Consider the following 24151-nt stretch of genomic DNA (forward strand, 5'->3'; position numbering starts at 1 on the left):
ACCGGCGGCTGATGTGGTTTACTCCAGCCCCGTGGGCCTGCGCTCGCGGGAGCCCAGGGGCTTGACCACTGGCGGGATGGAAAGCATGGCGGCGCCGTGAGCCGCCATCGGCCTTCACGTTCATGCTCCGGCCTTAGTGTCCTCCGCGACTTCCAACAGGCGTTCCAGGAAGGTGGCCAGGGCGACTTCTTCCAGTCGCAAGCCCTTGCGTTGCCGGGGCTTGGGTAGCTTGGCGAGCTCTCCCAGGGCGAAACGCTCGAGCACCGCCGGGTGTATATAGCATCGCCGACAGACTGCTGGCGTATTGCCCAACTGCCTGGCTACCTGCTTGACCATTTCCACGATATGGCGCTTGGCTTCCGGCTCCGGCTGCCAGTGCAACTCGCGCAGCATCGACAGTGCCAGTGCCGAGCCCGCCCAGGTGCGGTAGTCCTTGGCGGTGAAATCGCTGCCATGCAGGCCGCGCAGGTATTCATTCACGTCGTGGGAGCTTACATGGTGACGCTCGCCATCTTCGTCCAGATACTGGAACAGATGCTGGCCTGGCAAGTCCATGCAGCGCTTGATGATCCGAGCCAGGCGCTTGTCCTTCAGGCTGACCTGGTGTTCGACGCCGCTCTTGCCACGGAACTGGAAGGCGATAGCGCTGCCCTTTACCTCCACATGCTCATTGAGAAGGGTAGTCAGGCCGTAGGACTGATTATCCCGGGCGTACTGGCTATTGCCGACGCGAATGAGGGTCGCGTCCAGGAGCGAGATCACCACCGCCATGACCTTGTTCCGAGACAGCCCCGGGGTGGCAAGGTGCTCCTCGAGCTGGCGCCGCACCTTGGGCAGCGAGCGTCCGAAGGCCAGCATTCGCGCATATTTGTTTTCGTCGCGCACCTCCCGCCAGCGCGCGTGGTAGCGATACTGCTTACGGCCCCTGGCGTCACGGCCTGTGGCCTGGAGGTGGCCACGAGGGTCCGGGCATATCCATACATCCTGGTAGGCCGGCGGAATGGCCAGGGCGTTGATGCGCTGGATCTGGTCCGCGTCCTTGATCCGCTCGCCGTCCGGGGTGAAGTAGGCGAACTTTCCGCGCAGCTTGCGTCGGCGGATGCCAGGCTGGCTGTCGTCGACGTAATGCAGGTCGGGGGGCAGATCGGGAATGGCGGGTGCGGCGGTATCCGGCATGGTTGTCATGTCCTTCCAGGGCTGTGCTATGGACCGCAACGGTGTCGTTATTGCTCCCTGATAGAACTCTTCCACCTTTCCTACAAGCAGCTGGGACCGGTCCTACAGACTCCGCCAGGCGCAAACCGAATAATCACCGCACCGTCAGGTGATAGGCGGCATTGCCAAGGAGGTCATCATGTACCGGGCTTTGATCGTGGACGATCACCCCTTCATTCGCGCCAGTGTCGCCCTGCTTCTGGCCCAGGACGACATCGAGATCGCCGGCGAGGCCGACAACGGCCGCCAGGCATTGCAGCTGGCCCGTGATCTGCAGCCGGACCTGGCCATCGTCGATATCTCCATGCCCTTGCTGGACGGCCTCACGGTGATGCAGCGCCTGCGTAGCCTGGCGCTACCCACCAAGGTGCTGGTGCTCAGCTCGCTTCCGGCCGAATTCTATTCGCTGCGCTGCATGAAGGCGGGCGCCTGCGGTTTCGTGGCCAAGAACAACGAACTGGGCGAACTGCGCAAGGCCGTGCGCGCGGTGCGTTCGGGCTACAGCTATTTCCCCAGCGTCACCCTCAGCAGCGTGCGCAAGGCCGATGGCCGACGATCGGAGCGCGAATGCCTGGCTGAACTCAGCGACCGGGAGATTCTGGTGCTGCATCACCTCGCCAAGGGCTACACCAATCGACTGATTGGCGAGCACCTGGCCCTCAGCGCCAAGACGGTGAGCAGCTACAAGTACCGCTTGATGGAAAAGCTGGGCGTGCCCTCGGTGGTAGGCCTGGCGGAAATCGCGAGGAGGCACCAATTGTGTTGAAACCCCCGGGGCGTCAAGGCTGGCGCATCCTTCTGCTGCTACTCATCCTGTTCGCGGGGCTGGGCGCCACGCCAAGCGCCTCCGGCCAGGCAGCGATGGTGTACGCTCGGGTCCCCCTGGACGTTTCCTCGGCAAACGGTTCCCGAAACCATTCCGCGAGATTGGAAATGCCCGATGAGGACCGTCGCTGGCTCTGGCGCCACCGGAATCTGCGCGTAGGCGTGGCTGGCCCGGATAATCCGCCTTTCGACTTCCTCGTCAACGCGCGGCGCTTCGAGGGCGTGAGCGCGGAATACCTTGCACTGCTGGCCGATTGGCTACGCCTGGACATCCGCGTGTTCTCGTATCCGGATCGCGCCAGTGCCCTGAAGGCATTGCGCCAGGGCGAGGTGGATCTGCTCACCAGCGCCACGGGGCAGGAAGGACGTCTGCCAGGGCTGACCCGTAGCCGGCCCTATGCCCAGGACCAACCGGTGCTGGTCCGGCGAGCGGGGCCGGCAACGGCGGGTGTTGAATCGGCCATGACCCTGGCCATACCGGATGGATATGCCCCTGAAGCCAGCGACCTGGGGGCCGCTGGCCATTACCGCTTGGCTACCCAACCCTCGCTGCTCACCGCCATGGCGGCACTTGCCCTGGGTGAGGTCGACGCCGTCCTGGCCAATGGCGATGCCGTGGCCGCCCAGCTTGGTCAGAGCCCACTCGAGGGTCATGAACAGGTCGGCTTCCTGGCCCCGCGGCCGGAAGGCCTGGGCTTTCTCCTGCGCGAACAGGAACCGCGCCTGCTCGCCCTGATCAACGGTGCACTCGCCGCGGCTCCCCCGTCCTGGCTGGCCCAGGTACGAGCGAACTGGGCCCAGGGCGCGGCGCGGCTTGGCGAAGCCGCGACCGTGCCGCTCGAGCCCACGCAGCAAGCCTGGGTGAGGGCGCATCCCGAAATCCGGGTGGGCTACCTGCGTGACTTCGCGCCGCTGAGTTTCGAGACCGACAAGGGGGAATTCCAGGGGCTGGCGGCCGATCTGCTCGCTCGGATCGCGCAGCGCACCGGCCTGCGCCTACGTCCGATCGGCTATGACAGCCATGTGGCACTCCTGGCCGGCCTGGAAGGCGGCCAGGTGGATCTGGCCGCCAGCATGGCCCGGGACGCCGCCGAACAGGCGGGGCTGCAGTCGAGTCAAAGCTGGCTGACCACAGTGCCGGTGCTGATCGTCGCCGCGGATGCCCCGCAAGCCCAGCTTGATGCCCTGGTTGGGCGAAGAGTCGCCGTGCCGGCCTCCCTCGGCCTGGCCACGGCGTTGGCGCAGCGCTGGCCTGGGGTGCGATGGGAGGAAAGCGACACGGCCGGGCAGGCCCTGGGTCGCGTCATGTCTGGCGACGTCAGCGGCGCGGTGGTGCCTTACCTGCACGCCCGGGCGGCCCTTGCCGGTGTAGCCGGCGAGTCATTGAAAATAGGTTCGCCTCTGGCATTGCCTCCCCGCCGTTATGGTTTCGCGGTATCGGGCGGGCGCGCACCCTTGCTGGCCATTCTCGATGATGCGCTGTCCGATATCGGGCCGACCAGCCTCGCGGATATGAGCCGAAGGTGGCGTAGTGAGGTCCATCCGGCCTGGTTGGGGTCCAGCGAAGCCCGGTGGGTGACGCCGGCCTTCGGAATCGCCGCCATCATGCTCGGCCTGGCAGTGATCTGGATCCGTCTGCTCAAGCGCCAGGTCCATCGACGACGGCGGGCCGAGCAAGCCTTGAAGGATCAACTGGAATTCATGCGGGTCATGATCGATGGCACCCCGCATCCGGTCTATGTACGTGACCGGGAGGGTCGCTTGCTCAATTGCAATGCCAGCTACCTGCAAGCCCTTGGCGTGAGTTACGAGGAGGTGGTCGGCCAGGCGGTCACGCGCATTCCCTTGACCGAGGCGCAAGCCCGGGAATACGAGACCCTGTACCAGAAGGTGATCCGCGACGGCGAGCCGATCGTGGAGGATCGTCATCTTCATCTGCAAAGCGGCAGGCGGATGACGGTGCTGCACTGGATGCTCCCCTACCGGGCCAGCAATGGCAGCATCGTCGGGCTTATCGGCGGCTGGATCGACATCACGGAGCGGCAGCGCCTGTACGACGCCCTGGAAGCAGCCAAGGAGGAAGCCGACAGCGCCAACCGCGCCAAGTCCCGCTTCCTCGCTGCCGCCAGCCACGAAATCCGCACGCCCATGAACGCCGTGCTGGGCATGCTGGAGCTGGCCTTGCGCAAGGCCGAGACCGGCGAGCTGGATACCCTGGCGCTGCGAGTGGCGTCGGAATCGGCGAGCAGCCTGCTCGAACTGCTCAGCGATATCCTCGACATCAGCCGTATCGAAGCGGGCCACCTGACCCTGAACCCACGTCCGGTACAGGTGGATGCCTTGGCGCGGCAGGTAGTCCAGCTCTACCAGGTGCGTGCGCGCGAGAAGAAACTGGCCTTGCGGCTGGAGGCGCAGAGCGACATCGCCTGGGGCGTGCTGCTCGATCCGCTGCGGTTTCAGCAGGTGCTTGGCAACCTGCTCAGCAACGCCATCAAGTTCACCCGGGAAGGAGGCGTTCGGGTTCGCCTGGTCGGCGAGGCGACCGCGAGCGAGCTGATGGTTCGGCTAGTGGTCGAGGACACCGGCATAGGCATACCACAAGGCGATCTGCAGCGTCTCTGTCAGCCCTATCAACAGGCGGGCAATCATCAGCTCTCCGGGCGGGCGGGCGCCGGGCTGGGCCTGTCCATCACCCATCACCTGTGTCGCATCATGGGTGGCCAGTTATCGCTGCACAGCCGCGAAGGCGAGGGCACCCGGGTGGAGGCCCTGATGCGCCTGCCGATCTGCGGGGTGATCGCCCCGGAGCCGGCAATGGCCTCACCCAGCGTTGCACAGGCCAGCCTGAGCATACTGGTGGTGGACGACCATGAGCCCAACCGGCTTTTGCTGGCACAGCAGCTCAGTTACCTTGGGCACCGGGTGGTGGTCGCCGGGGACGGCGCGCAGGGCTTGCGAGAATGGTGCGGGCGAGGCGGCTTCGACGCGGTCATCTGCGATTGTGAAATGCCAGGGCTGGACGGCTACGATCTGGCTCGCGCGATCCGCCTCGAGGAGCACCGCAAGGGCCTGACCAGGTGCCGCCTGCTGGCGTACACCGCTGACGTGGGCGGCGCCCCGCGCGCCCGTTGCCGCGAAGTCGGCTTCGATGACTGCCTGACCAAGCCCCTGGGCCTGGACAGCCTGGCGGCGGCCCTGGCGCCTCGCTCCGATGATTCCAGGGCCGATCCTCAGGCTCCGGCAGCGGCCCGGGGGGCCGAGGCCTTGCTGGCCCTGGCGGGTGGTTGCGCGGCTTCGGCCCGCCGCCTGCGGGAAAGCCTGCTCAAGGCTCTGCAACAGGACGAGCAACGCTTGCGCACCCTTCCCGCCGCCTGCCCGGAGATCGACGATGTGGTGCATCGGATCAAGGGGGGCGCGCGCATCGTGGGGGCGGTGGCCTTGGTGAAGTGCTGCGAAGCGGTGGAGCGAGACGAGCGCCCGGTGGAGGCGCTGTTGATGGAGATGGAGGCCTTGCAGCGGGAGCTGCGCCAGATGCGCTTCAGCCAAGCGTCAGCAAGCGAACCTCAGGCCCAGCCGGGCTTGCCTCCAACAACGCAACCGAAACCGGCAGCTTGAAACGTCGAGGCCCGGCGCTACCGGGGTTGACGAAAAGCACGCCGTCCTTGGCCTGGACCAATGGCTTATGAGAATGCCCGGTTACCACAACCCGAACCGAATCGGGCAGTTCCTTGGGCACATGGGCCATTTCATGGGTGAGATAGACCGCCCAGTCGCCGAAGGGTATCAGCAGGTGGTCAGGCAGGTCATCGGCCCAGGGCAAGCCACGGTCATTGTTCCCCCGCACTACGTGCAGCGGGGCCAGTTTGCGGAGGTCGTAGAGAATCTCGGGTTTGCCGATGTCCCCGGCGTGGATCAACTGCTCGCACTCCCGCAGGGCTACGATAGCCTCGGGGCGAAGCAGGCCATGGGTGTCGGCGATAAGCCCGATTCTCATGATCGAGATCCTCTCCTGTAGACAATGGCTCGAGGCTCAAGCCACGGGTGACAGCGTGCCCAGGAACGCCACCGCCATCAGCGCCAGCAAGCCGCAGCCCCATTCGAGCCCCAGGGTCAGTCGCAAGTTCGCCGACGCTGCCGTCGCGGCATGCCTGCGGTGCCACAGGGCCAGCGCCAGCATGCCCGCCACGGCCAACAGCTTGAGCGCCAGTACCCCGGTGTAGGCACCGGGGCTCGGGATCAAGACGCCTGTCACCAGCCAGAGGTTGATCAGCCCGCTGAGGGCCATCGCCCATACCAGGCCGATCCAGTAGCGGCCGAAGGCAAGGGCCAGGCGTGCCGGCTGTAGCCCCCGTGGTTGGGCCGCTATCCAGGCGAGCAGCCCCAGGGCGCCGAACCAGCCACCGACGGCGGCCAGGTGCACCATTTGGTTCAAGGCCACCAAGGTGCCTAGCAGCCCTTGGCTGACACCGGTATGGCCAACCGGCGCCAAGGTCGCCACGGCCAGTGCGCTCAGCGCCAGCGCCGGCACCGGCGAGCGTTGGCCGGGCAGGCGCCACCAGACCAGCTGGACCAGGCAGATGGCCACGTGAGCGGCCCATACCCGACCGAAGCTGGTATCAGACAAAAGCGTACGCAGGGTTGGTGCCGCGATGCCGGTACGCCAGCTTCCGGTCATTTCGGCACTGGTTGCCAGGAGCCAGCCGATTGCGCTCAGAAAACCCAGCAGGGCCACGACACAAAGGATCGGGTCCATACGCTGGCGCAGGGCAGGCAGTTGAGGCGCGCCCTTGAGCAACAGCGGGCGAAACAGGCTGATCCCGAACAGGCTCAGAATGGCGGCGTAGTGAACGAAGCGGAATACAACCAGGGCAGTCATGGGTAGGGTGGTCTGGCCAGTGGGGCGGGCTACTTTAGCAGCCATGATCCCACCGGCCAAATCAGGTCCCGCGGGCGCACCGATGTCGCCCTGCCGGACGTGTCAGACATGGGCGGTACGGGGCGCGACTGGCGTGACTGGGGCCGCCGCATCCCGCTTCGTCAGGCAAAGCGTGAGCACCGCCGACATCGCCAGGGCCGCGCTCATGAGCAGGTAGGAAGCGCCTGGCCCGCCCGTGCTGCCATTGAGGTAGCCGACCACCCAGGCGCCAGCGAAGGATCCCAGCGCGCCCATGCTGTTGATCAGCGCCATGGCGCCGCCGGCTACATTGACCGGAAGGATTTCAGGGACGATGGCGAAGAACGGGCCGTAGGGTGCATACATGCAGGCTCCGGCGAAGGTCAGCAATGCATAGGACCACCAGAAATGCGTGCTTCCCAGCGCATAGGAGCCGTAGAAAGCCAGCGCGGCCAGCAATAGCGGTGGCCAGACGAACGCCTTGCGGCGTTGCAGTCTGTCCGAGCTCCAGGAGCACAGTATCATCGCCACTACCGCGGCCAGGTAGGGCAGCGCCGACAACCAGCCGGCCTGCACCATGTCCATGTCCTGCCCTTTCTTCAGGATCGAGGGCAGCCAGATAACGAACCCATAGACCCCGATGCTCCAGCAGAAATACTGCGCTGATAGCAGGATGACCTTGGGTGAGCGGAAGGCCTGGGCATAGTTCTTGACCGGTTTGAAACCCTGCTGCTCGGCGTCCAGGGCGCTCTCCAGGGCCTGGCGTTGCTGCGCGCTCAACCATTTGGCCTGGGCAGGGCGCTCATCGGCCAGGCGCCACCAGACAAAGGCCCAGAGTACCGCAGGCAGGCCCTCGATGATGAACATCCAGCGCCACGAGTAATGCTGCACCAGATAGCCACTGACCACTGACATCCACAGCATGGTCACCGGGTTTCCCAGGATGAGGAAGGTATTGGCCCTTGAGCGCTCCGCGCGGGTGAACCAGTGACACAGGTACACCAGCATGGCGGGCATCACGACCGCCTCGACCACACCGAGGAAAAAGCGTATGGCGATGAGCCAATAGGCATTGGTGACTACACCGGTCAGGCTGGCCAGACCGCCCCAGAGGATAAGGCTGGCGAAGATGAGCTTCTTGACGCTGCGCTTTTCTGCGTAGAGGGCGCCAGGCACCTGGAAAAAGAAATAGCCAAGGAAGAAGAGGGCGCCCAGCAATGAAGACAGCTGGGGCGTGATGTGCAGATCCTCAGCCATGCCCGAAGCCGCAGCGAAGCCGTAGTTGGCGCGGTCAAGGTAGGCCAGGCTGTAGGTGATGAATACCACCGGCATCAGATACCACCAGCGACGGCTGGCCAGTTTCAACGTACTCATGATCGCTCTCCGCGTATTGTTGTAGGTGGGCCCGGCTGCAAGCCGGCCAGGCGTCGGTGGCCTTGCGGCCCGGTGCTACAAGCTCAGCGCCAGCCTCGCCGCTTCCAGTTGCTCACGCCTTGGCAGACCTTCCATATCGCCCTGGCTCTGTACCGCCAGGCTACCGATCCAGTTGCCACGCCGGACCGCCTGGGCGAAGCCCTGGCCCTCGAGCAGCGCGCTAATGACCCCCACCGCGAAACCGTCGCCGGCGCCAACGGTGTCGATCACCCGAGCCACCGCGAAGCCTTCCACCACGCCTTCATCCTGAGCGGTCCGGTAGTAGGCACCTTGCGGACCAAGCTTGATGGCTACGGCTTCCACCCCTCGTTCCAGGTACCAGCCGGCAATGTCACGAGGCGCTTCCAGCCCCGTGAGCATCTGGCCTTCGGCCAGCCCGGGCAGCACCCAGTGGGCCTGGCAGGCGAGCCGATTGACGGTATCGACCATGGTGCGCTGATCAGCCCAGAGGGCAGGGCGTAGGTTGGGGTCGAAGGAGATGCTGTGTCCGGCTTCGCGCATCTGCCGGATGAGGCTGGTCGAGAGCTCCAGTGCTTGAGGGGACAACGCCGGGGGAATACCAGTGGCATGCAGATGGCGCGCGCGCAGGAGGCTGGGGTCCAGGTCGGCGACGCTCAGCACGCTGGCGGCCGAGCCCTGGCGGAAGTATTCTACCGCCGGGTCGCGCCCGTCCGCCTCGCTGCTTTTAAGCTGGAAACCCGTGGGCCGGGTGGGATCGGTGCGCACGAAGCGGCAATCCAGGCCTTCATCCACCAGGGTATCGGTGACGAAGCGGCCCAGTGAATCCTTGCCGACCCGGCTCAGCCAGGCCACGTTCAACCCCAGGCGGGCCAGGCCGATGGCTACGTTGCTGTCAGCCCCGGCGATGCGTTTGTGAAAGCGTTTCACCCTGGCCAGTTCGCCGTATTCGTCGGCCACGAACATCGCCATGGTTTCACCGAAGCTGAGAATATCGAACTCAGGCATGAGCGACCTCCTGCCCCAGGGTGGCCAGTTCTGCCACGCGCTCAGCCGCTACCTTGCCAGTATCCGCGCCCTCGAGAGGGTACTCGATGGCCCGTACAATGCCTTCAGGGAAGCGGCGAAGCAGACGCGCCCAGTCTGCCAGGTCATGACGTTCGGGGGGCACCGCCACCAGCTTGCTTTCCGGGTTCATCCGTACGGCCTTGCAGTGGAGATAGTCCACGTATTGCCCCAGCTGGCCGGCAGCGCCCAGGGCAGACTGGCCTTGCCACTGCCAGTTGCCTATGTCGAAGGTCATGCCCACTGGAACCTGGCGGGCCCGCGCGCCCGCGAAGAACTGTACAAGGGGCTCGATACGACCACCCTGGACGGTCTGGTCGTTTTCCACCAGCAGCCTTACAGGCGAGCCCTTCAGTTGATCGGCGAGGGCCTTGAAATCAGCGTTAGGCGTGAAATGGCCGAGAGAGACCTTGAGCCAGCAGGCACCTGCCTCGGAGGCTGCCGCCAGGGCCGTTGCCAACTGGGGTTGCGGACGGTTGCCGTCGAGGTGCCACAGCTCCAGCGGAGCACTGTATACCAGGGTCAGTCCCAGGGCTGAGGCCTGGCGGCGGTAGGCGGCGAGGTCTGCGCCTGGCTCAAGCAACTCTTCACGCAACTCCACGTGGCTGGCGCCCGCTTGGGCGACTAGCGGCAGGAAGCAGGCTTGACCTTGGGCACGCACAAGCTGCGCACCGAAGCTGGAAAGGCTGATGGAAACGGGTATTCGCATTGTGGTTGTCCTCTGAAACCGGTTACAGGCCCAGTCGAGCTCGGCACTCTTTGCCATCGCTGGCCCCAGCTAGTTAAGCGTAGTGCGTTCTGCGCGGGGTGGAACCGCGCACAATCAGGCGAGCCGGTACGTCTATCTGTCGGCTCGGCCCGGTATCGCCCTGCAGCCGTCGCAACAGGCATTCGAACGCGACCCGGCCAATGGCGTCGGTGGGCTGGGCCAACGCGGTAATTCCGCCGCCGACCAAGGGGTACCAGTCCAAGTCGTCGAGTGCGATCAAGCCCAGGGTATCGAACGCCTGCACACCCGCCTCGGCCAAGACCAGGGTAGCGGCCAGGGTGGCCACGCCATTGGCGCAGAAAAGCGCTTTGGGGCCGTTATCGAGGCGCCCGCGAAAATCTGTGAGATCGTCGGCCAGCGCCTCCCCGGTGTAGAGCACGCGGCCCTTGATGCCGGGCCTGGCGGAAATGCCCGTCTCGAAAGCCGCGCGCCGTTCCGCGCGGGAACTGGCGCCCTCCACCGGTTCCATGACCAGCGCTATGTCTCGGTAACCTCGCTCAAGGAGGTGATCCAGGGCTAGCGTCACGGCCGCGCCGTTGTCCAGGCCTACCAGATCAGTGCCGAAGCTTTCAAGCTTGCGGTCGATGAGCACCACGGGCAGCTCACCGCGCAGCGCCTTCAATTGCTCGGCATGCCCGCCAAGCGTGATGAGTATCAGCCCCTCGATGTTATAGGCGCGAAGTGCATCCAGCTGTTCGACCTCGCGCCCTGGATCGCGGTCGGTGTTGCATAGCACCAGCGTGTACCCGTGTTGTCGGCATGCCGTCTCGACACCATGCATCACGGCGACGGAGTAGGGGTTTCGAATATCGGCCACCAGCATCCCGATCAGCCGGGTGCGCCCGCGCTTGAGGCCTCGTGCCATTTGATTGGGGCGATAGCCGAGGGTCGTGATCGCCTGTTCGATTCGCCCGGCGATGGCTTCGGATAGCAGACCACGGTCTTCACCGATGAAACGCGACACGCTGGCCTTGGACACTCCTGCCTGGCGCGCGACATCCTGCATGGTGACCCGGTGGCCGAGGGAGAATCGACTCATGGCCTGTCGTCCTTGTGGTAGTTGTCTGGACAGGTTGAAACCGGTTTCAGGAAACCCTACTTCCCGTCCGGGGTCAAGCTGCCATTGGTCAGCCCGATCACGCCTCGAATTTCTCTCTTTCCTACAGAAGTTACGGAAATCACTGGCAGCTTTGGTCTCATGGTCTCTTTAGCCTGTCGCCTTTCTGCAAAGAGGCGACCCCATGTCCAAGATGCTCGTGTTATGGCTGGCCCTGCTTGGCCTGGCGAGCCCGGCCACCGCGACAGATCCGCTGGGTTTTTGGGCCGATCCGCAGCGAGGGGCGAACAGTTTCAACAGGCTGCCTCCCAGCCAGGCTTACTTCGACGCCCTGGCCGCCACCGGCGCGACCTGGGTTCGCCTGGCCTACGACAAGTGGCCCAGTCGTGGTCGCGATTTTCTCATAGGCAATGCCGATCATTACCAGGGGCTGGTCCAGGCTGACCTGGCCCGCCTCAGGGCGGTGCTCGACCGGGCACACAAGGCAGGATTGAAGGTAGTGCTGACGCCCTTGTCGCTGCCACTGATGCGCTGGGCACAGAACAATGATGGCCGATTCGATGATCGCCTGTGGCAGGCCCCCGCCAACTGGGAAGCGGCCACGCGTTTCTGGCGGGACCTGGCCAGGGCTTTGAAAGGTCATCCCGCGGTGGCGGCCTATAACCTGATCAACGAACCGGCGCCCGAGCGTGACGGTGGCCTGGCCGAACACGCGTCGGCAGCCGAAATGAGGGCCTGGTATCAAGAGCAGCAGGGTAGCGGGCGGGATCTCAGGGCTTTCTATCAGACGTTGATCAGCGCGGTGCGCAGCCAGGATGTTCGGATGCCGATCATGCTGGACGCGGGCTGGTACGCGGCAGCCGATGGCTTCGCCTATTGGCCGGGTGCGCTCGGGGATGGGCGAATCCTGTACAGCGTGCACATGTACGAGCCCTACCAGATGACCAGCGACCCAGCCTCATTGAAAAGGCCCGCCCTCGCGTACCCCGGCATGGCACCGTTCGGCGCAAGCCAGGAGTACTGGAATCGAGAGCGCGTAGCCGCTTACCTGGGCAACTTCACCCGCTGGGCGGAGCAGGCCGGGCTGCCGGCGTCGCGCCTGGTCTTCGGCGAGTTCGGCTGCCTGCGCCGCTGGCCCGGGTGCGCGAGCTACCTGGAAGACGTCCTGGACGTCGCCGAGCGCAGCGGCGTGCACTGGGCCTTCTATGCGTTTCGGGAAGACGCCTGGGATGGCATGGACTACGAACTGGGCAGCGCGCCGGTGCCTTGGAAATACTGGCAAGCCGCGGAAGCCGGAAGGCCCGATCCTGTCCAGCGCGATGGCAGTGCGCTATTCGATGTCATTGGCCGCTACCTCCAGGGCTCGTTCAAGCCGGCGCAGTCACCCCCCTGACCATTCCTTCGTCCCGGTTCGGGCTCGACCGAAGCGCTTGTGCCTGGCATTGACGCAAACCAGCACACCCGTCCAATTCGCTTCCATTGAGCGTAGGCAAGCTATGCTTTTACCGGAGCAAGCGCAGCCATGGAGAAGCCCACCACCGTCGTTCACTCGGCCCTGCCGAACAACGCTTCGGGCCCTGGGCAGGCAGCGCCCAACAGCGTGGTGACCCTGGTCATCCAGCACAAGGTCCGTCGTGGGCAGTGCCAGCGCTATGAGGCCTGGCTCAAGCGCACCGTGACGGCCGCCCGGCGGCATCCCGGACATCTGGGGGTGAACGTGATACGGCCAGGCGAAGATGGCCAGGTCTTCACCTCGGTGCTGCGCTTTTCCAGCGCGCGACTTCTGCAAGGCTGGATAGAGTCCAGCGAACGCCGGGCCTTGGTCGACGAAGTGCTGCCTCTGCTGGAGGATGGGGATCATCCGCAGATCCATGCCGGCCCTGAGTTCTGGTTCACTCCCAACGACCAGGGCGCGGCCCAGCCGCCCAAATGGAAACAGGCGGTGCTCAGCTATGCAGTCATCTTGCCGCTGTCCATTGTGATTCCTCTGCTCTGGCAGCCGGTTTTCGCTCGCTATCCGGCGCTGGGCGGTTTGATTCCGAGCAATATGCTGATCACGGCGTGCATCGTCATCAGTGTTGTATTCGTGATCATGCCAAGGGTCACCCGACTGTTCGCCCGATGGCTGGCCCCGCTCTAGACTGCCGTTCGCCGGAAGACCGGACTGAAAAACCGAACCCCGTCGCGGGCGCCTCGCTCGTAAGTGAGTTGTTGTAGCGAAAGGGGATGTACCGTGGAGTGGCATCGATTTCTGCTGGGCGAAGCCAGCCCCTGGATGTTGTTGGAAATCTGCGGCCGGGCGGCCTTGCTGTACTGGATGCTGATGTATGGCATGCGCCTGCTGGGCCGCCGCGTGGTTTCCCAGTACACCTTGTTCGAGTTATCCATTGTCGTCACCCTGGCCGGCGCGGTGGGCATTCCGCTTCAGGCTCAGGAACGGGGCTTGCTGCCACCGTTGATCATTCTTGTGGTGCTCATTTCGATCCAGCGTGTGGTGGTGGCGTTGAGCAGCCGGAATCCACGGTTCGCGGTCGCGGTAGCTGGCGCTCCGGAACTGGTGGTCAACGAAGGCACGCTGGAGCTGGCCGCCCTCAAGCATGCCGGCTTGTCGCGGGAAAAACTCTACGGCCTGTTGCGCGGCATGCGCATCCAACATCTCGGGCAGGTGGGCCGTGCCTGGTTGGAGCCTTCCGGCCAGCTTACCCTGGTGCGCGCCGAGCGCCCGCGGCCTGGGCTGTGCATTCTTCCGGAAATCGACGAAGAGCTGCGCCGCGCGGCCTGTATCGACGGCGCTTGCTGCTGTGCCTCATGCGGGCATGTCGAGCCCGGATCCGCCACCAAACCTTGCCCTGGCTGTGGCGCCGATCGTTGGCAACCAGCGGCTCGGGAGCTGGACGAATGAGCGGGCAGGGTGGCGTGACGACGCTGCATCGCTTGCTTGTGGGCGAGGCGCCTTGGGTGTTTCTGCTGGAGGTGGGCTGCCGCGCGCTGGTGGTCTATGCGGCCCTGTTCATTGTGATGCGTTTGCTGGGCAAACGCATGGCAGCCCAGTTGAGCATTTCGGAGATGGCAGTGATGCTCACCCTGGGCGCGGCCATAGGCGCGCCCCTGCAAACCCCGAGCCAGGGAGTGCTGCCGGCCGTGGTACTGCTGGGTTGCGCCCTGGTGTTCCAGCGGGGGCTGTCCGCCTTGTCCTTTCGTTGGCGCCGGGTCGAAGTGGCAGTGCAAGGGGATGTCACCCTGCTGCTCAAGGACGGCAGGCTGCTGATGGACGATGTGCGCGGCGCCGGGCTCACCCTGGACCGTGTCCACTCCGAACTGCGCGGGCAGGGCATCGTTCAGCTGGGTCAGCTGCGCCGGGTGTACTTGGAGTCCACTGGCCGTTTCACCCTGCTGACCTACCGGCAGCCTCGCCCGGGCCTGTCCCTGATCCCTGCCGCGCCAGGCAGTGAGCAGCCGTTGGGTGACGGGGCCTTGAGCTGTGCCTGCTGTGGCTACACAGCTACCGCTGATGCCGAAGGTTGGCCACGCTGTCCGTACTGCGAACACGACCACTGGCAACCCGCCACCCCCCTGGGCAGACCTGAAGCCGAGAAGTCGACCGCCCCGGCCCGCAGCGCCTGATCAGAGTGCGGATCAGACCTTGAAATGACCTACCAGCTCGTTCAGCTCCGCCGCTAGACGGGTAAGTTCGTGACTGGCGGCGGTGGTCTGGTTGGCGCCGGCGGCGGATTGCAAGGACAGGTCGCGAATATTGACCAGGTTGCGGTCCACTTCCCGGGCCACCTGGGCCTGTTCTTCGGCCGCGCTGGCGATGACCAGGTTGCGCTCGGAGATTTCGCTGATACCCCGAGTGATGTCCTCCAGGGCAGCACCCGCCCGGCGCGCGGCTTCCAGCGTCGTACGGGCGCGTTCGCTGCTGGTCTGCATGGAAGCTACGGCCTGGCCACTGCCTTGCTGTATACCGCTGACCATCGCCTCGATCTCGCGGGTCGATTCCTGAGTGCGATGGGCCAACGCTCGTACCTCGTCAGCCACTACGGCGAAACCACGGCCCGCTTCACCGGCACGGGCCGCTTCGATGGCCGCATTGAGCGCCAACAGGTTGGTCTGCTCGGCAATGGCGCGGATCACATCCAGCACCTTGCCGATTTCACGAGTACGCTCGGCGAGCCCGCGAACTTGCTCGGAAGTGGCTTCCACTTCTTCGTTCATGTGTTCGATGGCCAATACCGTCTGTCTGACCCGTTGCTGTCCGTCCATCGCGGCAGTGCTGGACGCTTGCGAGGCGGTGGAAGTGGATACAGCGTTGCCGGCCACTTCTTCCACAGCGGCGGTCATCTCATTGACCGCGGTGGCGGCCTGCTCGATTTCGTCGTTCTGCTGATGGAGGCCACGTGCGCCTTCCTCTGTCACCGCATTGAGCTCTTCGGCGGCCGACGCCAACTGCGTCGCCGAACCGCTGATGCGCGACAGCGTAGTGCGCAAGTGCTCCTGCATACCGGCCAGGGCTACCTGTAAGCGAGTCACCTCATCGCGTCCCTGGGGCTCGATGCGTTGAGTCAAATCACCGCTGGCGACCTTCTCGGCCAGGGCTACGGCGCTATGCAAGGGGCGCACGATACTGCGCGTCAACAGCCAGGCCAGGACGACCGTCAGCACGAACGCCGCGCAAAGCATCACAGATACCAGCAGACGGGCATCTTCATATTTGGCCTGGGCCAAGGCCGCACTGTCATCGCCGTTACGCTGATTGATGTCGGTGAGTTGCTTGAGTACAGGCGCGATAGCATCGGAAATCCGTTTCAGGTCGCCACTGATCAGCGGCGCCAGGGCTTCTTCACGGTTGGCGAGCGAGGCCTGACGCAGGCGATCCAGTGCCTCCAGGTACTGGCCATGAAGGGCTTTGAGCTGGTTGAAGGCCTGGGCTTCCTCACCATCGCCGACCAGGGGCGCGTAGGCGTCGATGCGCTTTTGCCCGGCACTGGTGAGCTCTTGCAGCCGAGCGCTGGACTTGTCCACATCCGCTTTCTCGCGGTTGACCAATACAAAATACGACATGGTTCGATACCGACCCACAATGTCGGTGAGCTCGCCAAGCAGTCGTGTGGACGTCAGTGAATTTTCAGCCAACTCGCGGGTGTTGTCATTGAGCTGGGACATTTGCCGTAGGCTGTTCATGCCCAATACCGCCATGAACAGGGCAATGATCGCGAACCCGAAGGTTGCCCGGGCGGCGATCCCGATGTTTCGAAGCGACATGCGACGCACTCCAGAAGAGGTATGGAAGGTTGTCGGCCGAGCGAAACGAAATCTGAAGTCCGGGCGTAGGCAACCTGCATAAAGCAATCAGTTGCCGCGCTGAAGTCAGGATGCCGCCTGCTTCGGATGCACAGTTCGAGAAGAAGGCTAGAGTAAGGGATCCATACCTTTGCCTGAAGGATTCTTCATGAACATCAAGGATAGTACTGCGCTAGCCACCCATACCGTCACGACCGCGCCTGGCAGCATCCGGATCGACGTGAGCGGCTACGCCGATGCCAATCGCAGCATCGCTATCGACCAAGATGGCAAAATAATAGTCGGCGGCCTTACTCAGTACCTGGCCTGGGGATATCCCGGCGCCCCTGGAGAGGAAAGCTACGGCTACGAGCAGAATTACTCAGCGGTGCGGCTCAATACCGACGGCAGTGTGGACAGCGGTTTCGGCGACGGTGGGGTGAACATCGTACCGGCGGCCTACGCACCGGAGGTGCTCGGCGAGAGAACGCTGGTGCAGGCTGATGGCAAGGTGCTGTTGGCCCTGACCCTGGACGACAGTGTCCAGCTCAAGCGCTTCAACAGCGACGGCAGTATCGATACCGGCTTCGGTGACGAGGGCGTCGCCACCTTCCAGATTTCTCATGACTTCAAGGATCCGGACCTCAAGGTGCTTTCAGACGGTACCCTGGTCTTCAGCGCGCGAGGGCCGGAAACGACTTCCGTCTACCGACTGAACAATGATGGCAGCCTCTTGGACAGCTTCGGCGATCAGGGCAAGCTGCTATTGAACACCGTGGATGACCCGTACTATCGCGTCGGCACGGTAGGCGTGGCAGACGACGGCAGTGTCGTCATCGGCTCATGGAACCATGAAGCCTCCAATGCCCCGCTTTACGTGCTGCAGCGCTTCACCTCGGAGGGCAAGCTCGATACCGGTTTTGGCAATGACGGCGTTGTGTCCTTCGACGTTGCCCTGGGCCTGGAAGGCGAAGTCCAAATGGCCGTCCAGACTGATGGCAAGATCATCGTTGCGGGCCAGACAGCGGATGATGCGCTGACGAGCGTGTTCCGCCTGAACGCGGACGGCACCTTCGACACCAGCTTCGGTGGAGGGGACGGGCAGGTTGTACTTGAATTCGAGCAGGCCATGTCCCTGGCCGTGCAACAGGACGGCAAGATTCTGTTGGCGGGCTCCGACGACCGGGATCTGAACCTCGTGCGCTTGAATGAAGACGGCACCCTGGATAGCGGCTTCGGCAGCCAGGACGGCAAGCATCACATAGACGGCTACCTGGGCGACGAAGTGCTCCAGGGCACGGGCGTGGCCGAGGTGGTCGATGGCCATGCCGGCGATGATGTATTGCAAGGAAACGGTGGGCGAGACCTGCTACAGGGTGGCGCGGGGGCGGATATCTTCCGCTTCGCCGAACTGAGCGATAGCTACCGCACCGCTACTCAGAACAACAGCGATCGAATCTCCGACTTCGACGCCAGCGAGGATCGTATCGACCTCACCGCGCTGGGTTTCTCGGGCATTGGCAACGGCCATGACGGCACCCTGGCTATCCTGGCCAGTGCCGACGGCAGCCGCACCTACCTGAAAAGCTACGATGTCGACGGAGCAGGGCACCGCTTCGAATTGGCCCTGAACGGCAACCTGCTGGGGCGGCTGAATGAAACCAACCTGGTCTTTACCGCGCCTACCTTGGAAGGCACCTCCGCGAAGGATGTGCTCACAGGCTCGGCCCTGTCGGAAACCATCCTCGGGCTGGACGGCAACGACCGCATCAACGCTGGCGCCGGCGCGGATGTGATCATCGGCGGCCGGGGGGCGGATCGGCTGGAGGGCGGTGACCGGGCGGACATCGACATTCTTTTCGACAACGCGGAAAATGCCGATATATTCCGCTACACCTCGGTCGAGGACAGCTACCGGACCGATACCCGGAGTTTGGTCGACCTGATCGTCAATATGACCGTAAGGGACAAGATCGACGTGTCGGCCCTAGGCTATACGGGGTTTGGCGATGGTACCGGCGACACCCTCAAGATGGTGTACAACGCCCAGCTGGAGCGTACCTATCTGCAGAACACGGAGGCCGATACTCAGGGCCATAAATTCCAGATCGCCCTGGAGGGCGACTGGCGAGAAAGCCTCTACGACAGCAACATGATCTTTGCCTCGCAGGAGCGCGTCACCCTGGTGGGCGTAACTACAGTGGCCGACGAGCAGCACTCGATCGGCTGACCTCATCCAGGCGGTCTTACCCATCCCCCGTCGCGCGGCCCGTTACCGGCGAGCGATGGGGTGACGGGCATTGCGCGGCAGGACCTATGCCTGACCGACCGGCCTTGGCGAAAGGTGCTCATGCACCGCCAGCCAGTCGGCTCCGGGCTGGCGATGGAATACGATGGTTTCGCGTTCCAGGCTGTCGCTGAGGGTTCCGGCCAGGCTTACGCGTGTGGCCACTTCATGAATGAAGATCGCTACGTCCCCAAGAACGCTCACCCGCGGTTCCCGGGACTCACAGGCCAGCACTCGCAGGCCGTCCTCTTGCCAGCTGTCCCACAAGGCCCTATAGGCCGCCCGGTCGCTCAGAACCTGGCCGGTGGTATGGAACACGAATGTCGCCTGTGGGCTGAAAGCGGCAAAATAGCGCTCGGTGTCATTGCTGGCGAACGCCTCCACCAGCCGCCGGGCCGCTTGTAATACCTCGTCGTGGCAAGTATCGGTAGGTAAAGGCATAAGCATGTCCTGGTGCATGGCGGTCGGCCTTGGCTTTTATGATGGCTCGATTTTGCCGCCTGGCCTGGGAACGTCACATACGCCCCGGCAAATAATCACTTCAGTCGATGCCAAACAGAGTCGTCTGGCTTTGGCGGCACCACCCCTGGTAGCCGCGCGGGCGCTGGCATGGATTCAACGGTCCTGCCGCTGGGCGAATGCCTGGAGCATAGGCTTCAGATGTAGTAACGTTGCTACCCTAAATTGGGAGATAGCCATGCCTACTACCGTCTCCAGTCGTGCCTTCAATCAGGACACCACCAGGGCCAAGAAAGCCACGGCCCAGGGCCCGGTATTCATCACGGACCGAGGCCGGCCGGCCCATGTATTGCTCAGCATGGAGGACTATGAGCGCCTGTCCGGCCCTTCTATCAGTATCGATCAGCTTTTGGCAATGTCCGAAGACGATACCATCGAGTTCGATCCATCGCCCCTGAGTCTGGCTCTGACCCCGGCAAGCTTCGACTGATGTTCCTGCTGGATACGAATGTCGTTTCCGAGCTACGCAAGGCGTCATCGCGACGAGCCGATCCCGGCGTGCTGGAGTGGGCACGCAAGGTGCCGGTCAATACGCTGTTCATTTCCGTTGTGTCGCTCATGGAGCTGCGTATCGGCGTAGGCCTGGTTGCGCGTCGCGACCCCGAACAGGCGACAGCCTTGAGTCGGTGGTTCGAAACCCAGGTATTGCCGGGCTTCCGCGAGCGGATCTTGCCTATCGACCTCGGCGTTGCGCTCAAATGCGCGGGTTTGCATGTGCCTGATCCGCGCCCCGAGCGCGACGCGCTGATCGCGGCAACCGCGTTGGCCCACGGTCTGATCGTGGTCACTCGCAATATCAGAGACTTCCAGGACACCGGGGCGACCACCTACAACCCCTGGTCTGTCTGATTTAGATGAAAAGTTACTTGAGCGTGTCGCGTCCCGCACCTATGGTCTAGGACCCTGTACCGGCCGCCAGAGCTCTAGATGATCGAATTCCACAACGTCACCGCCTACCAGCAGCAGACCCGTGTCCTGGACGGCTTTTCCCTAAAGATCGAAACCGGCGAGAAGGTCGCTATTCTGGGGCCCAACGGTGCCGGCAAAAGCACCCTGCTCAAGCTGATCACCCGGGAGCTCTACCCACTGGACCGGGAGGGCAGCCATCTCAAGCTGTTCGGCCGACAGAACGTGAACCTCTGGGACCTGCGCAGCCGCCTGGGCCTGGTATCCCAGGACCTGCAGGACGACTACACGCCCTATACCACCGCCCTTGAGGTGATCACTTCGGGCTTTTTCGGCGCCATCGGCACCCATGGGCATCTGCAGCCGAGCGCGAAGCAGCTTGCCCAGGCCAGGGCCATGTTGGCCGAAGTGGAAATGGCCGGACACGAAGACACCATGTTCCAGCGGCTCTCCACGGGGCAAAGGCGCCGGTTGCTGCTGGCGCGCGCCCTGGTGCACCGGCCAGCCGCGCTGATCCTTGACGAGCCCGCCAATGGCCTGGACATGGGCGCAAGCCTGGGCATGCTCCGGCTGTTGCGCCGTTTCTGTGGGCCGGAACACGCCATGCTCATTACCACCCACCACCTGGACGAGATCATCCCGGAAATCGAACGCGTGGTACTGCTGGCCAAGGGCCGTATCGTTGCCGACGGCCCCAAGGCCGACGTGCTGACCAGCGAGCGCTTGTCCGACCTGTACCAGATCGACCTGCGCGTCAGCGAGCAGGACGGCTGGTACCGCTGCTGGCATATGTAAGAGTGGGTAGGGCTGGCGAACACCTGCAAGGCATCGATGCCCCGTTCGCTAGCCGCTGCTAGCTCCTACCGGACTGCCGGGCAAGGGAGATCGAAGATTTCAGTTCAACCAGTCAGTCAGTGGGAGCCAGCGCAGCTGGCGAATCAACTATTGGCCAGCGTCATGGCCGCTCACTTCGCATCCAGATCACTGGCCTGATGTCGCTCGGCCAATTGCTCGGCTTCGTCACCCCATACCCGATTGACCCGCCGGCCGCGTGCCACGGCGGGGCGCCTGGCGATCTCATCGGCCCAGCGACGCACATGGCTGTACTCGTGCACTGAAAGGAACTCCGCCGCGCCATACAGATTGCCGCGCACCAGTTCGCCGTACCAGGGCCAGACGGCGATATCCGCGATGCTGTATTCAGCGCCGGCCAGGTATGGCCGGTCGGCCAGGCAACGGTTGAGCACGTCCAACTGGCGCTTGGCTTCCATGGTGAAGCGGTCGATGGGGTACTGCAGCTTCTCGGGCGCGTAGGCGTAAAAGTGCCCGAAACCGCCGCCCAGGTAGGGCCCCGCGCCCATCTGCCAGAACAGCCAGTTCAGGGTTTCGGTTCGCGCGGCCAGGTCCTTGGGCAGGAGGGCGCCGAACTTCTCGGCCAGGTAGAGCAAGATAGAACCGGATTCAAATACGCGTATCGGCGCATCCCCACTGACATCCAGCAAGGCGGGAATCTTGGAGTTAGGGTTCACTTCCACGAAGCCGCTGGAGAACTGGTCCCCTTCGGAAATACGGATCAGCCAGGCATCGTACTCGGCGCCTTGGTGGCCCAGGGCGAGCAATTCCTCCAACATGACCGTCACCTTCACTCCGTTGGGCGTGGCCAGGGAGTACAGCTGAAGCGGGTGCTTGCCCATAGGCAGCTCTTTTTCGTGGGTCGGGCCGGCGATGGGGCGGTTGATACTGGCGAAGTGGCCGCCTGATGGGGCTTCGTGTTTCCAGACCTTGGGTGGAACGTAGGCATTGTCGCTCATGCTGGAACTCCAGGATTGAATGGCGGAAGCAGGTTAGGCTGCGCTTGGGGCCAGTTCGTTCTTGAGAAAATCCAGGAACGCCCGGGTCTTCATCGGCACCCTTCGCGCGGTGGGGTAGACAGCGTTGATGGAAATGGGCGGCGCCTGCCAGTCGCACATCAAGGCGACCAGGGTGCCATGGGCCAAGGCTTGTTCGACGATGAAGGTCGGCAGCAGGGCGATACCCATGCCAGCCTCAGCGGCTTGAGCCAAAAGGTCGCCATTGTTGGCATGCAGCGGGCCGGTGACATGCACGCTCTGGGTTTCGCGACCATTGCTTAGCTGGAGGCTGACGCCGCTTTGCAGGTAGCCATAGTTGAGGAAGGCATGGCCGGCCAGCTCCTTGGGATGTTCCGGCGTGCCGGCACGCTGGAGGTAACCAGGGGACGCCACCAATACCCGCGGCGCTGGCGCCAGCTGGCGAGCCACCATGGAGGAGTCGGCCAGGCTGGCGATACGGATGGTGACGTCGAAGCCGCCCTTGATCGGGTCTACCTGTTGGTCACTGAGCACCAGTTGCAGCTCCAGTTTCGGGTGCTGGGCATGGAACTTGGGGAGCAGGGCTCCCAGTTGGGTCAGGCCGAACGACATGGGCGCGTTCACCCGTAACACCCCTTGGACCTCGGCCAGGCCGCTGCGGGCGCGTTGTTCGGCTTCATCCAACGCGCTAATCAGCTCCCGGCACGCTTCATAGTATTCGGCGCCTGCTTCGGTCATATGCAGGCTGCGTGTGGTACGCAGTAGCAACTGCACCCCAAGGCTTTCCTCGAGCGCCTGGATCTGCTTGCTCACTTTTGAACGTGGCACTCGCATTGCCCGGGCCGCCGCGGCAAAGCCGTTGGCATCGACGGTGGCGACGAAAGCGCGCATGCATTCAATACGATCCACGAAATTGTCCCCAAAATTGAATCAAAGAGTCTGGATCTTAGGTGATTGTTGCAGTGAAACGCTACCCCTAGAGTACACCCATGCCGAGCGACATCCACTCAGACCCGGCTCCCATTTCGATATAAGGAGATACACCATGACCCTTTTGCGCCACGCCCTTGTCACCACCGCGCTTACCCTGGCCATCGGCAATGCGTTCGCCGCCAGCCCCGACGCCATCGCCAGCCAGCGCACCCAGACATTCCTGGATGCCCTCAACGCCGGTGGCGGCAAGCCGCTGGAACAGTTGCCGCCCAAGGACGCCCGGGCCGTGCTCACTGGCGCCCAGAACTCCGTGAAGGTCAATCTGGCAGGCACCGAGGTCAGTGAGCGACGCATCGAGGCGAACGGCCAGTCCATCAAGCTGACCGTTGTGCGCCCGGCGGGTGTGAAAGGCGCGCTGCCCGCCTTCATGTTCTTCCACGGCGGCGGCTGGGTGCTGGGAGACTACCCTACCCATGCCCGGCTGATCCATGACCTGGTGGTAGGTTCTGGCGCGGTGGCGGTTTATGTGGACTACACCCCCTCTCCAGAGGCCCATTACCCCACTGCCATCAATCAGGCCTACGCGGCCACCCGCTGGGTAGCTGAACATGGCCGGGAGCTCAACGTGGACGGCAGCCGGCTCGCCGTGGCGGGTAATAGCGTGGGCGGCAACATGGCCGCAGTGGTCAGCCTGATGGCCAAGGAGCAGGGCGCGCCCAGGCTCCGCTTCCAGGCGCTGCTGTGGCCGGTGACAGACGCCAACTTCGACACGGGCTCCTACCAGCAATACGCCGAAGGGCATTTCCTGACCCGCAACATGATGAAGTGGTTCTGGGACAACTACACCACGGACACTGCCCAGCGGGCCGATATCCATGCCTCACCGCTGCGTGCCAGCCTGGATCAGCTCAAAGGCCTGCCACCGGCCCTGGTACAGACTGCCGCCCTGGACGTGCTGCGTGATGAAGGCGAGGCCTATGCCCGCAAGCTGGACGTGGCCGGAGTGCCTGTGACCGCGGTTCGCTACAACGGCATGATCCACGACTATGGCCTGCTAAACCCCTTGAGCGACGTGCCCGAGGTACAAGCCGCTCTGCGTCAGGCCGCGGGTGAACTCAAGGCGCACCTGGCCAACTGAGGATCATCGCTACTCACCGCTACCAACCCCAGGTTGGTGGCG

At 63.8% G+C, this 24151-nt stretch carries 22 protein-coding genes and 1 pseudogene; 11 read left to right on the top strand and 12 right to left on the bottom strand.

The window, feature by feature from the left end:
* Nucleotides 1–120 precede the first annotated feature (120 nt).
* Nucleotides 121–1176, bottom strand: a complete 1056-nt coding sequence (locus ACP691_RS07975) for a DNA topoisomerase IB (protein WP_426199225.1) — start codon at nt 1174–1176, stop codon at nt 121–123.
* Nucleotides 1177–1354: 178 nt separating this feature from the next.
* On the opposite strand from ACP691_RS07975, the gene ACP691_RS07980 reads away from it, so the two are divergent.
* Together ACP691_RS07980 and ACP691_RS07985 are read left to right on the top strand one after the other, a co-directional pair.
* The gene (locus ACP691_RS07980; RefSeq protein WP_040263158.1) at nt 1355–1981 is read left to right on the top strand and encodes a response regulator transcription factor; all 627 of its coding nucleotides are present in this window, start codon (nt 1355–1357) and stop codon (nt 1979–1981) included.
* Nucleotides 1975–5655 carry a transporter substrate-binding domain-containing protein gene (locus ACP691_RS07985; RefSeq protein ID WP_426199227.1) on the top strand — a complete coding sequence of 1227 codons (3681 nt, stop codon included), beginning with the start codon at nt 1975–1977 and terminating at the stop codon, nt 5653–5655. Before ACP691_RS07980 ends, ACP691_RS07985 begins: the two co-directional genes overlap by 7 nt.
* On the opposite strand, the gene ACP691_RS07990 is transcribed toward ACP691_RS07985, so the two are convergent.
* From ACP691_RS07990 to ACP691_RS08015, 6 genes are all read right to left on the bottom strand, one after another.
* Nucleotides 5579–6034, bottom strand: a complete 456-nt coding sequence (locus ACP691_RS07990; RefSeq protein WP_426199228.1) for a metallophosphoesterase family protein — start codon at nt 6032–6034, stop codon at nt 5579–5581. The two genes, ACP691_RS07985 and ACP691_RS07990, sit on opposite strands and share 77 nt — an antisense overlap.
* Before the next feature lie 36 nt (nt 6035–6070).
* Entirely contained in the window at nt 6071–6961 is an 891-nt protein-coding gene (locus ACP691_RS07995) for a copper homeostasis membrane protein CopD (RefSeq protein ID WP_426199230.1), read from the bottom strand.
* A gap of 57 nt (nt 6962–7018) precedes the next feature.
* Nucleotides 7019–8308 carry an MFS transporter gene (locus ACP691_RS08000; RefSeq protein WP_426199232.1) on the bottom strand — a complete coding sequence of 430 codons (1290 nt, stop codon included), beginning with the start codon at nt 8306–8308 and terminating at the stop codon, nt 7019–7021.
* 75 nt (nt 8309–8383) lie between these two features.
* Complete coding sequence (locus tag ACP691_RS08005; RefSeq protein ID WP_426199233.1) at nt 8384–9334, bottom strand: sugar kinase; 951 nt, start codon at nt 9332–9334, stop codon at nt 8384–8386.
* Nucleotides 9327–10100, bottom strand: a complete 774-nt coding sequence (locus ACP691_RS08010; RefSeq protein WP_426199236.1) for a sugar phosphate isomerase/epimerase family protein — start codon at nt 10098–10100, stop codon at nt 9327–9329. Before ACP691_RS08010 ends, ACP691_RS08005 begins: the two co-directional genes overlap by 8 nt.
* A gap of 73 nt (nt 10101–10173) precedes the next feature.
* Nucleotides 10174–11199, bottom strand: coding sequence for a LacI family DNA-binding transcriptional regulator (locus tag ACP691_RS08015; RefSeq protein WP_426199237.1), 1026 nt, complete (start codon nt 11197–11199; stop codon nt 10174–10176).
* Between the two features lie 211 nt (nt 11200–11410).
* Here ACP691_RS08015 and ACP691_RS08020 point away from each other — a divergent pair, with 211 nt between their 5' ends.
* From ACP691_RS08020 to ACP691_RS08035, 4 genes are all read left to right on the top strand, one after another.
* Nucleotides 11411–12610, top strand: a complete 1200-nt coding sequence (locus ACP691_RS08020; RefSeq protein WP_426199638.1) for a glycoside hydrolase family 5 protein — start codon at nt 11411–11413, stop codon at nt 12608–12610.
* 129 nt (nt 12611–12739) lie between these two features.
* Complete coding sequence (locus ACP691_RS08025) at nt 12740–13357, top strand: antibiotic biosynthesis monooxygenase (RefSeq protein ID WP_426199240.1); 618 nt, start codon at nt 12740–12742, stop codon at nt 13355–13357.
* Between the two features lie 93 nt (nt 13358–13450).
* Nucleotides 13451–14119 (top strand): DUF421 domain-containing protein, encoded by a 669-nt coding sequence (locus ACP691_RS08030; protein WP_426199241.1) that lies wholly within the window; start codon nt 13451–13453, stop codon nt 14117–14119.
* Nucleotides 14116–14841, top strand: coding sequence for a YetF domain-containing protein (locus tag ACP691_RS08035; RefSeq protein ID WP_426199242.1), 726 nt, complete (start codon nt 14116–14118; stop codon nt 14839–14841). The genes ACP691_RS08030 and ACP691_RS08035 overlap by 4 nt, the downstream gene beginning before the upstream one ends.
* Before the next feature lie 12 nt (nt 14842–14853).
* On the opposite strand, the gene ACP691_RS08040 is transcribed toward ACP691_RS08035, so the two are convergent.
* Together ACP691_RS08040 and ACP691_RS08045 are read right to left on the bottom strand one after the other, a co-directional pair.
* Nucleotides 14854–15717 (bottom strand): methyl-accepting chemotaxis protein, encoded by an 864-nt coding sequence (locus tag ACP691_RS08040; RefSeq protein ID WP_426199640.1) that lies wholly within the window; start codon nt 15715–15717, stop codon nt 14854–14856.
* A pseudogene (locus tag ACP691_RS08045) lies at nt 15712–16479 on the bottom strand (MCP four helix bundle domain-containing protein); the annotation flags it as partial. The pseudogene ACP691_RS08045 and the gene ACP691_RS08040, both read right to left, overlap by 6 nt.
* A gap of 187 nt (nt 16480–16666) precedes the next feature.
* Between ACP691_RS08045 and ACP691_RS08050 the strand changes: the two are divergent.
* Nucleotides 16667–18727 (top strand): M10 family metallopeptidase C-terminal domain-containing protein, encoded by a 2061-nt coding sequence (locus ACP691_RS08050; RefSeq protein WP_426199243.1) that lies wholly within the window; start codon nt 16667–16669, stop codon nt 18725–18727.
* Nucleotides 18728–18811: 84 nt separating this feature from the next.
* On the opposite strand, the gene ACP691_RS08055 is transcribed toward ACP691_RS08050, so the two are convergent.
* Nucleotides 18812–19225, bottom strand: coding sequence for a YybH family protein (locus ACP691_RS08055; RefSeq protein ID WP_426199245.1), 414 nt, complete (start codon nt 19223–19225; stop codon nt 18812–18814).
* 256 nt (nt 19226–19481) lie between these two features.
* Here ACP691_RS08055 and ACP691_RS08060 point away from each other — a divergent pair, with 256 nt between their 5' ends.
* The 3 genes from ACP691_RS08060 to ACP691_RS08070 all read left to right on the top strand — a co-directional run bounded on the left by ACP691_RS08060 (nt 19482) and on the right by ACP691_RS08070 (nt 21004).
* Nucleotides 19482–19733, top strand: coding sequence for a type II toxin-antitoxin system Phd/YefM family antitoxin (locus ACP691_RS08060; RefSeq protein ID WP_426199246.1), 252 nt, complete (start codon nt 19482–19484; stop codon nt 19731–19733).
* Nucleotides 19733–20152 carry a type II toxin-antitoxin system VapC family toxin gene (locus ACP691_RS08065; protein WP_426199247.1) on the top strand — a complete coding sequence of 140 codons (420 nt, stop codon included), beginning with the start codon at nt 19733–19735 and terminating at the stop codon, nt 20150–20152. Before ACP691_RS08060 ends, ACP691_RS08065 begins: the two co-directional genes overlap by 1 nt.
* 78 nt (nt 20153–20230) lie before the next feature.
* Nucleotides 20231–21004, top strand: coding sequence for an ABC transporter ATP-binding protein (locus ACP691_RS08070; protein ID WP_426199249.1), 774 nt, complete (start codon nt 20231–20233; stop codon nt 21002–21004).
* A gap of 170 nt (nt 21005–21174) precedes the next feature.
* On the opposite strand, the gene yghU is transcribed toward ACP691_RS08070, so the two are convergent.
* Complete coding sequence (gene yghU / locus ACP691_RS08075) at nt 21175–22020, bottom strand: glutathione-dependent disulfide-bond oxidoreductase (RefSeq protein WP_426199251.1); 846 nt, start codon at nt 22018–22020, stop codon at nt 21175–21177.
* Nucleotides 22021–22053: 33 nt separating this feature from the next.
* The gene (locus tag ACP691_RS08080) at nt 22054–22947 is read right to left on the bottom strand and encodes a LysR substrate-binding domain-containing protein (RefSeq protein WP_426199253.1); all 894 of its coding nucleotides are present in this window, start codon (nt 22945–22947) and stop codon (nt 22054–22056) included.
* Nucleotides 22948–23083: 136 nt separating this feature from the next.
* Here ACP691_RS08080 and ACP691_RS08085 point away from each other — a divergent pair, with 136 nt between their 5' ends.
* A complete protein-coding gene (locus tag ACP691_RS08085; RefSeq protein ID WP_426199255.1) occupies nt 23084–24109 on the top strand; it encodes an alpha/beta hydrolase fold domain-containing protein in 1026 nt (341 codons plus the stop codon).
* The last annotated feature ends 42 nt before the right edge of the window (nt 24110–24151 follow it).

It is taken from the genome of Pseudomonas sp. DC3200b2 (assembly GCF_049895785.1).
Classification (GTDB): Bacteria; Pseudomonadota; Gammaproteobacteria; order Pseudomonadales; family Pseudomonadaceae; genus Aquipseudomonas; species Aquipseudomonas massiliensis.

Excerpts from the sequence above, each read along its gene's own strand:
- ACP691_RS08025 (WP_426199240.1), top strand. The coding sequence starts at position 12,740 with ATGGAGAAGCCCACCACCGTCGTTCACTCGGCCCTGCCGAACAACGCT.
- ACP691_RS08005 (WP_426199233.1), bottom strand. The coding sequence starts at position 9,334 with ATGCCTGAGTTCGATATTCTCAGCTTCGGTGAAACCATGGCGATGTTC.
- ACP691_RS08055 (WP_426199245.1), bottom strand. The coding sequence starts at position 19,225 with ATGCCTTTACCTACCGATACTTGCCACGACGAGGTATTACAAGCGGCC.
- ACP691_RS08000 (WP_426199232.1), bottom strand. The coding sequence starts at position 8,308 with ATGAGTACGTTGAAACTGGCCAGCCGTCGCTGGTGGTATCTGATGCCG.
- ACP691_RS08040 (WP_426199640.1), bottom strand. The coding sequence starts at position 15,717 with ATGCAGGAGCACTTGCGCACTACGCTGTCGCGCATCAGCGGTTCGGCG.
- yghU (WP_426199251.1), bottom strand. The coding sequence starts at position 22,020 with ATGAGCGACAATGCCTACGTTCCACCCAAGGTCTGGAAACACGAAGCC.
- ACP691_RS08060 (WP_426199246.1), top strand. The coding sequence starts at position 19,482 with ATGCCTACTACCGTCTCCAGTCGTGCCTTCAATCAGGACACCACCAGG.
- ACP691_RS08015 (WP_426199237.1), bottom strand. The coding sequence starts at position 11,199 with ATGAGTCGATTCTCCCTCGGCCACCGGGTCACCATGCAGGATGTCGCG.
- ACP691_RS07975 (WP_426199225.1), bottom strand. The coding sequence starts at position 1,176 with ATGCCGGATACCGCCGCACCCGCCATTCCCGATCTGCCCCCCGACCTG.
- ACP691_RS08020 (WP_426199638.1), top strand. The coding sequence starts at position 11,411 with ATGCTCGTGTTATGGCTGGCCCTGCTTGGCCTGGCGAGCCCGGCCACC.
- ACP691_RS08050 (WP_426199243.1), top strand. The coding sequence starts at position 16,667 with ATGAACATCAAGGATAGTACTGCGCTAGCCACCCATACCGTCACGACC.
- ACP691_RS08010 (WP_426199236.1), bottom strand. The coding sequence starts at position 10,100 with ATGCGAATACCCGTTTCCATCAGCCTTTCCAGCTTCGGTGCGCAGCTT.
- ACP691_RS08065 (WP_426199247.1), top strand. The coding sequence starts at position 19,733 with ATGTTCCTGCTGGATACGAATGTCGTTTCCGAGCTACGCAAGGCGTCA.
- ACP691_RS08035 (WP_426199242.1), top strand. The coding sequence starts at position 14,116 with ATGAGCGGGCAGGGTGGCGTGACGACGCTGCATCGCTTGCTTGTGGGC.
- ACP691_RS07980 (WP_040263158.1), top strand. The coding sequence starts at position 1,355 with ATGTACCGGGCTTTGATCGTGGACGATCACCCCTTCATTCGCGCCAGT.
- ACP691_RS07990 (WP_426199228.1), bottom strand. The coding sequence starts at position 6,034 with ATGAGAATCGGGCTTATCGCCGACACCCATGGCCTGCTTCGCCCCGAG.
- ACP691_RS08085 (WP_426199255.1), top strand. The coding sequence starts at position 23,084 with ATGACCCTTTTGCGCCACGCCCTTGTCACCACCGCGCTTACCCTGGCC.
- ACP691_RS08070 (WP_426199249.1), top strand. The coding sequence starts at position 20,231 with ATGATCGAATTCCACAACGTCACCGCCTACCAGCAGCAGACCCGTGTC.
- ACP691_RS07995 (WP_426199230.1), bottom strand. The coding sequence starts at position 6,961 with ATGGCTGCTAAAGTAGCCCGCCCCACTGGCCAGACCACCCTACCCATG.